Origin of the sequence: uncultured Streptococcus sp., assembly GCF_902463925.1 — a bacterium.
GTDB lineage: Bacteria > Bacillota > Bacilli > Lactobacillales > Streptococcaceae > Streptococcus.
Window position 1 is genome coordinate 34,528 of record NZ_CABQHE010000008.1, and the last position, 13,667, is coordinate 48,194.

The 13,667-nt window shown below is 40.4% G+C and carries 12 protein-coding genes and 1 pseudogene; 2 read left to right on the plus strand and 11 right to left on the minus strand.

Annotated features, from left to right (window positions below; translation table 11 throughout):
• Positions 1-195 precede the first annotated feature (195 nt).
• The 8 genes from RDY04_RS06935 to cdaA form a co-directional block, all read right to left on the minus strand.
• On the minus strand, positions 196-1,287 hold the full coding sequence (locus tag RDY04_RS06935; RefSeq protein ID WP_303951182.1) for an FAD-binding oxidoreductase: 1,092 nt from the start codon (positions 1,285-1,287) through the stop codon (positions 196-198).
• Between the two features lie 64 nt (positions 1,288-1,351).
• Entirely contained in the window at positions 1,352-2,179 is an 828-nt protein-coding gene (locus RDY04_RS06940) for a ZIP family metal transporter (protein WP_303951181.1), read from the minus strand.
• Between the two features lie 12 nt (positions 2,180-2,191).
• On the minus strand, positions 2,192-2,980 hold the full coding sequence (locus RDY04_RS06945; RefSeq protein ID WP_303951180.1) for a Nif3-like dinuclear metal center hexameric protein: 789 nt from the start codon (positions 2,978-2,980) through the stop codon (positions 2,192-2,194).
• Positions 2,970-3,656 carry a tRNA (adenine(22)-N(1))-methyltransferase TrmK gene (locus RDY04_RS06950; RefSeq protein WP_303951179.1) on the minus strand — a complete coding sequence of 229 codons (687 nt, stop codon included), beginning with the start codon at positions 3,654-3,656 and terminating at the stop codon, positions 2,970-2,972. The genes RDY04_RS06945 and RDY04_RS06950 overlap by 11 nt, the downstream gene beginning before the upstream one ends.
• 98 nt (positions 3,657-3,754) lie before the next feature.
• Complete coding sequence (locus RDY04_RS06955) at positions 3,755-4,195, minus strand: GtrA family protein (RefSeq protein ID WP_295495470.1); 441 nt, start codon at positions 4,193-4,195, stop codon at positions 3,755-3,757.
• A 2-nt stretch (positions 4,196-4,197) separates the two neighbouring features.
• A complete protein-coding gene (gene glmM / locus RDY04_RS06960; RefSeq protein ID WP_303951176.1) occupies positions 4,198-5,550 on the minus strand; it encodes a phosphoglucosamine mutase in 1,353 nt (450 codons plus the stop codon).
• A 225-nt stretch (positions 5,551-5,775) separates the two neighbouring features.
• Complete coding sequence (locus RDY04_RS06965; RefSeq protein WP_303951174.1) at positions 5,776-6,741, minus strand: YbbR-like domain-containing protein; 966 nt, start codon at positions 6,739-6,741, stop codon at positions 5,776-5,778.
• Positions 6,738-7,589, minus strand: a complete 852-nt coding sequence (gene cdaA, locus RDY04_RS06970) for a diadenylate cyclase CdaA (RefSeq protein WP_295495524.1) — start codon at positions 7,587-7,589, stop codon at positions 6,738-6,740. The genes RDY04_RS06965 and cdaA overlap by 4 nt, the downstream gene beginning before the upstream one ends.
• Positions 7,590-7,690: 101 nt before the next feature.
• Here cdaA and murT point away from each other — a divergent pair, with 101 nt between their 5' ends.
• Both murT and gatD read left to right on the plus strand, forming a co-directional pair.
• Complete coding sequence (murT, locus tag RDY04_RS06975; RefSeq protein WP_303951171.1) at positions 7,691-9,034, plus strand: lipid II isoglutaminyl synthase subunit MurT; 1,344 nt, start codon at positions 7,691-7,693, stop codon at positions 9,032-9,034.
• Positions 9,034-9,822 carry a lipid II isoglutaminyl synthase subunit GatD gene (gene gatD, locus RDY04_RS06980; protein WP_303951170.1) on the plus strand — a complete coding sequence of 263 codons (789 nt, stop codon included), beginning with the start codon at positions 9,034-9,036 and terminating at the stop codon, positions 9,820-9,822. The genes murT and gatD overlap by 1 nt, the downstream gene beginning before the upstream one ends.
• Before the next feature lie 51 nt (positions 9,823-9,873).
• On the opposite strand, the gene mprF is transcribed toward gatD, so the two are convergent.
• The 3 genes and pseudogenes from mprF to RDY04_RS06995 all read right to left on the minus strand — a co-directional run bounded on the left by mprF (position 9,874) and on the right by RDY04_RS06995 (position 13,588).
• Complete coding sequence (mprF, locus tag RDY04_RS06985) at positions 9,874-12,429, minus strand: bifunctional lysylphosphatidylglycerol flippase/synthetase MprF (protein WP_303951168.1); 2,556 nt, start codon at positions 12,427-12,429, stop codon at positions 9,874-9,876.
• Positions 12,426-13,145 carry an alpha/beta fold hydrolase gene (locus RDY04_RS06990; protein ID WP_303951166.1) on the minus strand — a complete coding sequence of 240 codons (720 nt, stop codon included), beginning with the start codon at positions 13,143-13,145 and terminating at the stop codon, positions 12,426-12,428. The genes mprF and RDY04_RS06990 overlap by 4 nt, the downstream gene beginning before the upstream one ends.
• A gap of 186 nt (positions 13,146-13,331) precedes the next feature.
• Positions 13,332-13,588: pseudogene (locus tag RDY04_RS06995) on the minus strand (YiaA/YiaB family inner membrane protein).
• Positions 13,589-13,667 lie beyond the last annotated feature (79 nt).

A 13,667-nucleotide genomic window follows, 5' to 3' on the forward strand; every position in this document is an offset into this window, starting at 1 on the left:
ATTCTAGCATTTTTCAGCCCTCTTGTCACGGTAAACCCTATGTTCTTAAGCTTTCATTAAGAAAATCACAAGTGTCCATTTTCTTAATCAAATAGAATAAGAATTTCGAATACAATCCTTTTCTTGCACTATTACTCTTGGAAATAGTGATTGTCATCCTTTTCTTAAATTTTAATATGTTGAGGGGCTTTACAACTATTGATCTTTCTTCTTAACGTACTGAGTCACTGGATAATCTGAACTGTCCAAGTTACCAGAGCGATTCATGGCCAAATCAACTAGATTTTTTCCAATCAGTGGCCCTGTTGTAAGCCCTGAGGAACCTAGACCTGAAGCAACGAAGACGTTTTTAAGCTCTGGAACTTCTCCAAAGAAAGGCGAAAAATCACTGGTGTATGCTCTAGTTCCCACACGTTCAGAGAAGGACTTAGCAGTTCTTAAGTCAAGAAAATAGGTCTTAGCCTCCTCCTCCAAACCTTCTAAAACAGCTTCATCAACCGTCAAATCAAAGCCTTTGTCATTTTCGTGACTGGCCCCTACCGAAATCTTTCCACCCGCAAAAGGAATGATATCTAATTCACCCTCTGGCATCAGAACAGGCAACTTACCCGTATCTAACCCCTCAAAGAAATAATCTCGTAATTGACCCTTTTGAGGGCGAACATCCACTTCAAAACCAAGGGGTTCAAGCGTTTGACCTAGCCAGGCACCGCAAGCGAGAATGACCTTGTCAAAAGTTTGACCATTAATCTCATAAGTCCCATTATCAAGAGGAGAGAGTGTGACTGGCCCCCCTACCTTTTCAAAACCAGAGGCCTCAATCAAAGTCGCTGTTAATTCTGCCCCTTCGACTCTGGCTCCTCCTGAGGCATAGAGATAACGGTCAAATCCAGTGAATTCAGGGAGGTTGTCAGCATTTTTTATGGAGAGTTCACCAATAATAGGTGACTCTTCTAGCCTAGTTTCTGCATGCTGATACAAACCGTCCAATTTACTATCGTCTTTCTTGAGAAGGGCCACACCAGACTGATCATAGAAACTCGTGTCATAACCATCCTTTTCAAGAGCTGAAACTAAATCTTGGTAAAAATCAGCTCCCAAACGGGCCATGCGATACCAGGCCTTATTTCGGCGTTTAGAAAACCAGGGACTGATAATCCCTGCTGCTGCCTTGGTTGCTTGTCCAATACCATGATCAAATACCGTAACCTCTACGTCTTTTTCTTTTGATAAGTAGTAGGCAGCCGTTGAACCGACGATACCTGCACCAACAATTGCAATTTCCATTTTTTACTCCATCTATTTGAAAAGAGCTGAGTCCTATATCAATAGACACAGCTCTCTAGTATTTTTAACCTAAGGCCACGTCCATGACCATCATGACGACAAAGCCAACCATGAGTCCCAAGGTGGCGACATCAGTATTACCATTGGTTTGTGATTCAGGAATCAATTCCTCCGTTACCACAAAAATCATGGCACCAGCCGCAAAGGCCAAAGCATAAGGAATAATCGTCATCATCCACATAACAAGAGCAGCTCCCATAACAGCCCCTATAGGCTCTACAATGGCTGACATAGAGCCCCAATAAAAGGCCTTGATACGAGATTTTCCATCTGCCCGAATAGGAATAGAGAGGGCTGCACCTTCAGGGACATTCTGCATACCAATACCTATAGCTAGACCAATGGCTCCCACAAGACCCGCGAATGTCATATTGCCACCAGCTAGGGCACCAAAGGTAACACCAACCGCTAATCCTTCTGGAAAATTATGAATGGTGATAGCCAAAAAGAGCAAGGCTGTCTTTGACAACTTTTTCTTGCGGGGTTGAATCCCTTCAGCTTTCGAGATATCATTTCCCAAATGCAAATGGGGAACGACGGCATCAATCAAACGAAGGGCCACACCTCCAAGCAAGAAACCAGCTGCCGCAGGGAACCATGACCACTTCCCATAGCCATTTTGAGTCGCATAAGTTAAAGAGGGATCCAAGAGCGACCAAAAAGAGGCCGCAATCATGACACCAGCCGCAAAGCCCATCATGATATCTAATAATTTACGGCTAATATTCTTGAAGAAGAAAACAATGGCCGAGCCGACAATGGTACACCCCCAAGTAAAAAGACCAGCAAGCAAGGCTAAAAAGACCACATTTTGATGTAAAAGCCAAGTCACAAACACATCCTCCTACAAATGGTCAAAAGGATTTGTTGAAGACTGACTCTCAAGTATGGTTACATTCCAATCATGCTCACGTTTCCAGACTTCAAGTTTCTCAGCAATCTTTGCGATAAAGAGTGCTTCGATATGATGCCCAGGGTCAATAGCCAAGAGACCGTTAGTAATCATTTCCTGACCTGTATGGTAATAAACATCACCCGTGATAAAGACTCGTGCGCCCTTTTTCAAAGCATCCTGGTAAAATCCTTGACCGCTACCACCACAAATAGCCACACGGCTAACAAGAGGATTATCATGGTCATAACGCACCAAACGAACACTGTCCAAACCAAAAACATCCTTAACCTTAAGAGCAAGTTCTTCAATGGTCTGTGGCGCGATATCACCTACTCGACCGATTCCATGATTTTCAGAAGTCTCCGTCAAATAAGTCGTATCTTTAATTTCAAGTAGCTCACAAAACCAATCATTAAGTCCATCACTGACAACATCAATATTAGTATGACTCACATAGACTGCAATACCATGCTTAACCAGGTCAAGCAAAATATCTCGGTCAGGGGAAGACACCAAATCCTTAACTGGACGGAAAATTGGAGCGTGTTTGGCAATGATGAGGTCTACACCTTTTTCAATAGCTTCAGCTACTGTATTTTCACGAACATCCAAGGTAACCATGACCCTCTGAATCTCCTTGTTCAGACTACCAATCTGCAAGCCAACCACATCGCCTTCCATGGAAAGCTCCTGTGGACAAAATTCCTCATAAGTCTTGATAAGTTCACTAGCTAACATGGTTCAAAACCTCCTTAATGGTTTGAATTTTATCTTCAATAGCTGCACGGTCAGTCTGATTGGCAAGAGGAATGGAACCTAAGGCAATCTCTAGTTTATTGATTTCTCGCTGCCATTTGAGCTGGAAAACCTGAGATTGGTCTTTCATGAAATGAGGACCAAAACGCACTTCCTTGTCTGAAAGGCTCATATGACCAGCTTCTGCCACCATGATTTCATAGTATTTGCCATTTTCAGTCATGATGGATTCGGCAATAATCTCAAAACCATTTTCCATCAACCAAATACGGAGATCATCTTCACGATTATTAGGTTGTAAAATCAAACGGTCTACGACTGTTAGTTTGTCCTTTCCAGCATCTAGGATATCCGCAATAAGACGTCCTCCCATACCACAAATCGTGATAGTTGTTACCTCATCAGCAGGTTCGAAGGCAGCCAAGCCATTAGCCAAGCGCACATCGATTTTATCTTGGAAACCAGAGGATGAGACATTAGCAAGAGCAGATTCATAAGGGCCTTTTACCACTTCACCAGCAATAGCTGAAGTAATCAAGCCTTTTTCAAGTAAATAAATCGGAAGATAGGCATGATCACTGCCTACATCCAAGAGTTTTGCGCCTTTGGGAACGTAGGTTGCTACGTCCTTGAGGCGTTGAGATAATTGTACGTACATGTTTCATCTTTCTATTTTTTAAAGTCTCTTCAATTATATCAAAAAAGGAGGTTGGTAAGAAATGGTTTTAACACATTTCCTAACAACTTCCTTTTTATTTATACCTTTTCGCCCGTAAAGACAAAGAATTTAGAAATAATATAATTCAACACAATGATAAGGACCTGAGCAAATACACTCTCTATACCATTTACCCATGCCTGACTATGGCCAACGAATTGACCAATAATTTCTGGATAGGTATCTACCAAGAAAAAGGCTAATGCCAAATCCAAGACCAAGGTCAAAAGGCGGGCTCCTACGAACTTAACAAAGCGCGTGGCCATACCGGTCGTTTCCTGATTAAAGACAAAGATGTCATTTGTAAAAAAGGCAAAGATAATGGCAATCGCATTTGCTAAGACCGCTGAAAGTGTTCCTTGTTGGGTAAACTGAAAAATCAAAGTACGACTAACCATGTAAACCAAAGTTGCCAAGACACCAAAGAAAAGGTACTTGAAAACTTCGGTAGCTATGAAGGCTCTCAGTTTAGCTATCATACTTAGTCCAATCCAATTTCTTCACGAACAACATCAGCAATCGTATCAACGTAATAGTTCACTTCATCATCTGTTGGTGCTTCTGCCATAACACGAAGGAGAGGTTCTGTACCACTTGGACGAACCAAGATACGGCCATTTCCAGCCATCTCAGCTTCCATTTTTTCAATAATAGCGGCAATTGCAGGAACTTCCATAGCTTTATCTTTCATGCTATTTTCCACACGGATATTAACCAATTTTTGAGGATAAATTGTCACTTCTTCTGCCAACTCAGACAAGCTCTTACCTGTTTCAACCATGACTTTAGTCAATTGGATAGCTGTCAATTGACCATCACCAGTTGTGTTGTAATCCATGATAATAACGTGACCAGATTGTTCGCCACCAAGGTTATAACCGTTTTTACGCATTTCTTCAACAACGTAACGGTCACCAACAGCAGTCACAGCCTTGTTAATACCTTCACGGTCGAGAGCCTTGTGGAAACCAAGATTTGACATAACTGTTGTAACAATGGTGTTTTTAGCTAACTCACCTTTTTGGGACAAGTATTTACCAATGATATACATCACCTTGTCACCATCGACAATATCGCCATTTTCATCAACGGCAATGAGACGGTCACTGTCACCATCAAAGGCAAGACCGATTGCTGAACCAGTTTCTCTAACTAAAGCCTGCAATTGCTCTGGATGTGTAGAACCTACACCGGCATTGATGTTAAGGCCATCAGGTTGATCACCAAGAACAGCGATTTCTGCATTCAAGTCAAGGAAAATGTTACGTGCAGATACCGCAGCCGCACCATTAGCTGCATCCAAGGCAACCTTCATACCACCGAGGTCAAGACCAGTAGACACCAAGAATTTTTCGTATTTACGAAGACCTTCTGGATAATCCACAAGTGTTCCAAGTCCCTCAGCTGAAGGACGTGGAAGCGTATCTTCTGTAGCATCAAGAAGAGCTTCAATTTCCGCTTCACGCGCATCATCCAATTTAAAGCCATCACCACCAAAGAACTTGATACCATTATCAAGAGCTGGATTGTGGCTGGCTGAAATCATTACACCAGCACTAGCATTTTCTGTACGTACCAAGTATGATACACCTGGTGTCGCAAGTACCCCAAGTTTATAGACCTCGATACCTACTGAGAGCAGTCCCGCTACCAAAGCAGATTCTAACATCTCACCAGAAATGCGTGTATCACGAGCCACAAAAACTTTAGGACGGCCAGTTTCATGTTGACTAAGCACATAACCACCAAAACGACCTAATTTGAAAGCCAATTCAGGCGTAAGCTCAACGTTTGCTTCTCCACGAACACCGTCTGTTCCAAAATATTTACCCATAAATTTACTATTAGTGCCTGTGCACTAAATCCTCCTTAAACTTTGATGCCGTTTAGCAAGAGTCAATCTAATCTAGTGAACCCTATCTAGATAATTTAACTGTATAAGATGGCACCAATATTTTCAACCCTTGTTTTAAAATATTATTAATTGGTTACATTTTTATGAGACTATTCCCTCTCAATCCAATCTATTATATCTGAATTTGATGAAAATGTAACTCCCTCACTTTTGCGTGACTTTCAAGTTAACCTTCACAGTACTTGGTTGCACTGTGACACCTTCTGCTGTAAGCTCTAAGGTTTTCGATGTATCCTTAGTTACTTGGCTAATGTCTACAGGGACTGTGATGCTATCGATTTTATCCATATCTTCTTGACTACCAACAATGGTCACATGAGCACGATCAAAACTATAACTGATTCTAGACACGTTGCTAGCCTTATCGCCAGTCAACTCTAGCTTAACTGGAACTGATTTACTCAATTTTCTCAAGCTAATCTTGGCATGAACCTTAGCTGGGGAAATTGAACTAGCTAGAATCGTTCCACTAGACGAAACTGCTTGAAGAACCAAGTTACCATCATAATCATCAGACAAGTTGTCATCGCCTTCCAAGACTGCTTGAACGTGATCAATTTGATTAATGATATCCTCACTTGACGTCACCTCTACCTTGGTTTCATCCAAGCTAACCTTTTTCACTTCATAGCCATTAGCCAACTTATCCGGTGTGATATTTGCAACTACATCAAATGTCTTACTAGCTTTTTTACCTATGGTTGCTGTCAAGGTCGATGGTGATACTTGGGCAGACATTCCAGCCGGTAAATTCTTAACCTGAATAGGAACACGACTTGTCCCTTGGCCAAGATTTGATAAATCGGCAACTAACTTAAAATGACGTGTATCACTTGTTGCTTCAGTCGTCAAGGCCAATTGTGTCGTCGCTGTCAGATAGACCTCAGCATCATAGGAATAGCCACTGATAAAGTACTTATCACTATCGTATTTGATATCCACAGGTACCGACTCAACAGTTTGTGTGAAAGTATTGGATGCAATTGAACTATTATTTTTATTTTGCGTATTCCCCGACCATGCTGTGAAAAAGAGTGTGATAGCAAAGAAGAGGGCAACTACCATCTGCCACAAGCGATCAATTGTGAAAAATCTTACTAAACGCTTCATTTTTCACCACCTCCCATCCAACGTTGAAAGAATAACTGACGTGGTTCCTGCTCTTTCAACAAGATAAGACTTAACTCTTGTTCAAATTCTTGAACTGAGAGTCCGTGCAAAAAATTGCCCTTGTACGCAATGGAAATCGCACCCGTTTCCTCAGATACAACAAAGGTAAGTGCATCTGTTTGTTCCGAAAGACCAATAGCAGCCCTGTGTCTTGTCCCAAATTCTTTGGAAATCTTATTAGACTCTGATAATGGCAGATAAGAACAAGCTGTTGCAACCTTATTATCTCTTATGATTACTGCACCATCATGAAGAGGTGTATTTGGAATGAAAATATTAATTAACAGTTCCCCAGTCACCACCGCATCAAGTGGAATCCCAGTCGCAATCTGCTCTTGTAAGGTCTGAGTCTGTTCAATAGAAACCAAGGCCCCAATCTTACGAGGACTCATGTACTTAACAGCTTTAACGTAGGCTTGAACCAATTTTTCATCTGAACTGACCTCTTTATTTTGCAAAAAATGCTGAGGTGTCCGTCCAAATGTTTCAAGTGCAGAACGAAGCTCTGGTGCAAAGATTACAACCGCCGCAATAGCTCCATAGTTGATGACCTGATTCATCAAATAAGAAATCGTCGTGAAGCCTATAAAATCAGAAATCAGTTTGACTAAAATAAATAAGACAACCCCTTGAACAAGGGTCATAATTTTTGTTCCTCGTAGGGCCCTAATAAAGCGATAAATTAAAAAAGCAACAATTAATATGTCCAAACTATTAACGATAACTTTCAGCGGACTATCGAAGAGTGACCGCCAAAAATCAATATCAATGGACGAAAGTATTCCCATACATATCACACTTTCTTTTAATTTTTAAACAGTTTCTATTATACCACGAATTCTAACTATTTTGAGACTACAATCACTACTTTTTGTGATAAAATAAATTCATGACTATGAAAACTACCATGGGAATTCTGGCGGGTAAAGCTAGCCATTTCGTCCTTTCAAAATTGGGACGTGGTTCAACCCTGCCTGGAAAAATTGCCCTTAAATTTGACAAAGATATTTTAGACACTTTAGCTAAGGACTACGAAATTGTCGTTGTCACTGGAACCAACGGTAAGACTCTGACAACAGCTTTGACAGTAGGTATTCTTAAGGAAGCTTTTGGTGAGATTGTGACCAATCCTAGTGGGGCTAACATGATCACAGGGATCACTTCTACCTTCCTAACAGCTAAAAAAGCCAAGTCTGGTAAGAAAATTGCTGTCTTGGAAATTGACGAGGCCAGCCTTCCAAAAATCACTGAATACATCACTCCAAGTCTTTTTGTTTTCACAAATATTTTCCGTGACCAAATGGACCGCTATGGTGAAATCTATACCACTTATCAGATGATTTTAGACGGTGCTGCTAAGGCACCTGAGGCTACTATTTTGGCTAATGGGGACAGTCCTCTCTTTAATTCTAAAGAGATAGTCAATCCCGTGCGTTTCTACGGTTTTGACACTGAAAAACATGATCCTGAGCTGGCTCATTATAATACTGAAGGAATTGTGTGTCCTAAGTGCGAGAGCATTCTTCAGTATCGCCTTAATACTTACGCTAACTTGGGTGACTATGTATGCCTTAACTGTGACTTCCACCGTCCAGAATTAGATTATAAGCTAACAGAGTTGACTAAAATTACCAACACTACTTCTGAATTTGTCATTGATGGACAAGATTACAAGATTAATGTCGGTGGTCTTTATAACATCTACAATGCCCTTGCTGCGGTTTCTGTCGCTGAATTCTTCGGAGTGGCTCCAGAGCAAATCAAAGCTGGTTTTGATAAGAGTCGTGCTGTCTTTGGACGCCAAGAAACCTTTAAGATTGGTGACAAATCATGTACCCTCGTACTAATTAAGAATCCCGTAGGAGCTAGCCAAGCTCTTGACATGATTAAACTTGCAGATTATCCATTTAGCTTGTCAGTCCTTCTTAACGCCAATTATGCTGATGGTATTGATACTAGCTGGATTTGGGATGCCAACTTTGAAAGCATTCTCGAAATGGATATCCCTGAGATTAATGCTGGTGGTGTTCGCCATTCTGAAATTGCCCGCCGTCTTCGTGTGACTGGCTATCCAGAGGACAAGATTACGCAAGCAGAAAAACTTGAAGATATTATGGCCTTGATTGAAAAACAAGATTGCGACCATGCCTATATCCTAGCGACCTATACTGCCATGCTTGAATTCCGTGACATTCTTGCTCAACGTCATGCTGTTGGAAAGGAGATGAACTAATGACCTATACTTCTCTCAAATCTCCAGAAAATCGTGACTACACCTATGACCTAAATGTTGCCCACCTTTACGGTAATCTGCTCAATACCTATGGTGACAACGGTAATGTCCTTATGATGAAATACGTGGGGGAAAAGCTTGGTGCTAAGATGACCTTCGACATCGTTTCAGTTGGAGATGACTTCGACAAGGACCACTACGACATGGTCTTCTTTGGAGGTGGTCAAGACTACGAACAATCTATCGTTGCCAAAGATCTCCCATCTAAACGTGATGCCATTAGTCAATTCATCCAAGATAATAAAGTGATCCTAGCCATCTGTGGTGGTTTCCAACTTCTTGGACAATATTACATTCAGGCTAACGGTGTCCGCATTGATGGTATCGGTGTTATGGGCCACTACACCCTTAATCAAGAAAATAACCGTTACATCGGTGACATCAAAATCCATAACGAAGAGTTCAATGAAACCTATTATGGTTTTGAAAATCACCAAGGACGTACCTTCCTTTCCGATGATGAAAAACCACTTGGTAAAGTTGTCTACGGTAATGGTAATAACAAAGAAGATGGTACTGAAGGTGTCCACTATAAAAATGTTTATGGTAGCTACTTCCATGGTCCGATTCTTTCTCGTAATGCTAACCTTGCTTACCGCTTGGTAACAACTGCCCTTCGTAACAAATATGGTCAGGATATTCAATTACCAAGTTATGATGACATACTCTCAAGCGAGATTGCTGAAGAGTATGCAGATACTAAATCAAAAGCTGAATTCGAGAAATAATTCTTTTAAACAAAAAAAGTGAACCTTGGAGGGTCACTTTTTTTGTCGTATTTACTTCCAAAGACGTCTTTTCTTCATTTTATCTTCAATTTTACGATTATCAATCCTTAGAATAGCAATCATATCAAACAAGAGCCAGGTTCTTTTTGGATAGACAATGTATTTTGGAGACCAAATTGGAGAGAATTTTTCCTTGTAACGTTGGAGCCCACTAAAAGAGTAAAAACGCTGAGCAAAAATATAAACTAAATTGGCAACCTTTTCCTCTAAGAAACTATCTTCTTCAGTACCAACGTTGGCTAGGGGAGCCATTCCCATATCAAAGTACTTCTTGTCTTCTGCTTGGAAGTATTGGAAGAGTTTGACGAAAAGGTAGTCCATAATGCCTTCAGGAGCCTTCTCAAAGTCGTAACGCATAAGGTCAATGGTCGCCACCTGTTTATTTTGGGTTGGCATGATATTAGCAAAGGCCACAATTTCGCCTTCTTCACTCTCAACGATAGCAATCGGTGCTTGTTGTAGATAGGCTTCATCAAAGAAACCAAGAGAGAAACCTTTCTCCTTACGACCATTAAGCCAAATATCTGAGACTGCCTTCATTTCCTGCATCTGGGTCTCCGAAAATGGAGGATTAAGTAATTTAAACTGGAAGCCTGCTTTTTCCACACGATTGGTTGGTTTACGAAACTTCTTACCATGCTTACCATCTACAGAAAATGTCGTCAAATCAACCATGGCATTTTCTCCAAATTTCATGAAGTCAAAGCCATAATCATGAAGCATAAGGGTCACACTCTCATCCGCCTCATAAAATAAAGCCTGTAAATTCCAATCAGATAAGTTTTTCAAGAAAGCTTCCCAAGCTGGACGATAATATATTTCATTACCAATAGGATTGCCCATAACCACACACTTGTTACTGGTTTGTGCAAATTGGAAAACTACCTGGTCTTGTCCATCGATACGATACCAAAAGAGGCGTTTATCATGTAAATAAGCTAGAGCACTTTCTGATGCACCCCCATATTTCTCAAGAAGTGCTGTGAAGCGCTCATTATCCATGCTTTGACCAAAATGCTGACGAGGCGTCAAAACTCTCAAAACAACCCAAACAATGGTTGCAATGATTACCGATCCCAGTAAAATATCAAACCAAATATGAACAAAATGTCCAAGAACATCCCGGTTCTTAGGTGGCAATAAATGAGACCAAAAACCGCTGCCACCCAGAACAAGAAGAACCAGAATAGTAAAGGCTAGGAAAAGGAAATCCTTAGTTTTGTCTTCCCAACTATAAACAAAGTAACGATGATACAACCGCTTTCTGATGATCAACATAAGCACCAAAGAGAGTACAATTAGGAATGACATTGCCCAAGAAATACCATTGAGATTGACATAAATTAAAGCCAAGACAAAGGTTATCAAGGAGGCAATGAAAGCTCCCTTAACCCGACGTCTGATCAGACGAGCCATGAAAACAAAGAGGGTTCCAAATAAAATACTTGGAAACTGCCAGATCAACTGTTCCTGAATAGGATCAAAACGGTTAATAAAGTAAACATTTGCCAAGCGTTCTGGGATTAGGGCAGATAAAATCAAGAAGATTCCTAAAAAACGTAACAAATAAACAAGGATACGATGGAAACTTCCACCAAATACTCGTGAAGGAATCTTGAAGTATTTCTCATTGATGTGGCCTCCCATGTGTTTGAAAAAGAAGACAACACCTAATAAAAATGGAATGATGTAGTAGGTTAGACGAAAGAGCAATAGTAGACTGACCGCTAGAGCATTACTAACCCCCATAGAAGTCAGACCGGTAATCACAATCAAATCGAAACTACCAATCCCGCCCGGAATCATAGAGAAGATACCAATAATAACCGCTAGGAAATAAAGAGGAATCAGATTATAAAGAGGAACATGCAAACCCATTAAATAAGCCACACTTACAAAGCTCCCAAGGGCCGTTCCCCATTCAGCTGTAGAAGCTAAAAGAAGACTTAGCCTCGTTTTCAATGGTACTTGACCAAAATAGGTTAACTTTTCACGACTAGAAACAAAGAAAATAAAAGGCAGATAAAGGAAAATACCCAATAACAGTAACCAATACTTTCTCAAGTCTGGACTTAGAGGGAAAAACCAAAAGGTAGCAAACACCAAGCCGCTTAGGAGTGACAAGCCCGACATAAAGTAAGGCAATAAACGTGATAGTGCCTTAACACCAGACTTCTCCTGCCCATCTTCAGAATAAAAGGAATACCTCAACCCCACGTCGACTAAACCGGCAAAACCAGCCAAGTTATTAATGGTATTGACAGCCCAACTCGTTTCTAGTATATAGGATTTGGAAAAATCCGTCTCTAACTCCCTGTTCAAGATAAGGTCATAAAAGAGCATAGGTGACACAGCAACTAAACCTATCACCACCATCAAAGCAAGATGCCAAATTGACAGACCTGATAAAGCTGACTCTAGCGATTCTAAAGTGATCGTTCGTTTTAAACGAACCAACTCTACAACAACAAGAACCGTAATAGAAATAAAGAAGACAGATTTAACGGCAGTTTTTAAAGGTTGAAGTCTTTCTATAAGTCGCTTCATGCCACCACCTCTTTTCGACTAATTCTAACTAACTCACAGATCATTTGATTAAAAACCTTATATTTTCGTTGAGCTAGACGATGCCCCTGTCTCCGTTCAACATAGAGCTTATGAATTGGGAAGAGGTCCGAAATCTCCCTTGAATGACTAATACTAATGACATCTCTTTGTCCCATAACTACCCAAACAGGATAAGAAGCCTGATGTAGTCGTTCCCTATCAAGTGGCAAATCATGTAGCATGAGCTCCGTTATCTGAGCCATGATGTCCATTTTAGATGAAAATGGCGATAAGGCTTTTAGGCAATAATACTGTATATAAACCAGAAATCTTGAGCGTCTGGTCAATCCTTTAAAGGTCATATTCCCCGCATTAAGCAAGAGCCCTGCAATCCGGTCAGGAAAGCGACTGGCATAAACCATAGCTAGATTAGCCCCATCACTGTGACCAACAAACAGAGCCTTTTTGATATTTAAAAATTGCAAAATTTCCTCCAAATCGGCAGCCATCTGTTCAAAGGTCATCTTAGCACTCTGACGACTGGATCTGCCATGATTACGACTATCAATGAAAATTAAACGATAGTCTCGATATAGAATTCCTTGCTTACCAAAGTAGTTTCCTGATAAATTATTGCCATGCAAGAAGACAATTGGAAAGCCTTTACCGAGGTCACGATAATAGATGATTTGACCATCTTTCACTTTGAATTCCATAATATTACCTACCTTTTCACTAACGTATTCTTATACGATGATTAGTCTTATAAGGCATTGGGTCCGATACCATAAAACAAAGTGTCAAACCCTCTCATCCCATTATAACACTTCTATTTAGTAAAACTCAGAATATTAGTACATTTTCTACAAAAAAGAAAAAGCCTTTCCAGGTTTCTCCTATTATTATTCATAAGTTTTTGGGACAATGAGTTTGTTATAGTTTTCCTCATCTTTTGGTTATCACGGACAACCTTAGATACCGTAAATGAAGATGAAATCAAACCAACACATCCCATAAGATAGTCCCCCTTAACCATCAACGGATATTTATGAGTATAGAGGTCTACCAACATCAAGATTACAAAGAAGGCAAATGATCCCCATGCCATCATATTGAAAGATGTCATATTACGATACACTTTTTTCTTCACTTTGTTCATAAATCTAGTCTCCTTTTATATACTAAGACTAGTATGACAACAATGAAATCCTTTTACAACTTAAAATATAAAAAGGTTC

Bases quoted from the DNA above. Each gene is read 5' to 3' on its own strand.
- RDY04_RS06990 (WP_303951166.1), bottom strand. From the start codon at position 13,145: ATGGAATTCAAAGTGAAAGATGGTCAAATCATCTATTATCGTGACCTC.
- RDY04_RS06950 (WP_303951179.1), bottom strand. From the start codon at position 3,656: ATGTACGTACAATTATCTCAACGCCTCAAGGACGTAGCAACCTACGTT.
- RDY04_RS06935 (WP_303951182.1), bottom strand. From the start codon at position 1,287: ATGGAAATTGCAATTGTTGGTGCAGGTATCGTCGGTTCAACGGCTGCC.
- cdaA (WP_295495524.1), bottom strand. From the start codon at position 7,589: ATGGGAATACTTTCGTCCATTGATATTGATTTTTGGCGGTCACTCTTC.
- murT (WP_303951171.1), top strand. From the start codon at position 7,691: ATGACTATGAAAACTACCATGGGAATTCTGGCGGGTAAAGCTAGCCAT.
- RDY04_RS06945 (WP_303951180.1), bottom strand. From the start codon at position 2,980: ATGTTAGCTAGTGAACTTATCAAGACTTATGAGGAATTTTGTCCACAG.
- gatD (WP_303951170.1), top strand. From the start codon at position 9,034: ATGACCTATACTTCTCTCAAATCTCCAGAAAATCGTGACTACACCTAT.
- RDY04_RS06955 (WP_295495470.1), bottom strand. From the start codon at position 4,195: ATGATAGCTAAACTGAGAGCCTTCATAGCTACCGAAGTTTTCAAGTAC.
- RDY04_RS06965 (WP_303951174.1), bottom strand. From the start codon at position 6,741: ATGAAGCGTTTAGTAAGATTTTTCACAATTGATCGCTTGTGGCAGATG.
- mprF (WP_303951168.1), bottom strand. From the start codon at position 12,429: ATGAAGCGACTTATAGAAAGACTTCAACCTTTAAAAACTGCCGTTAAA.
- glmM (WP_303951176.1), bottom strand. From the start codon at position 5,550: ATGGGTAAATATTTTGGAACAGACGGTGTTCGTGGAGAAGCAAACGTT.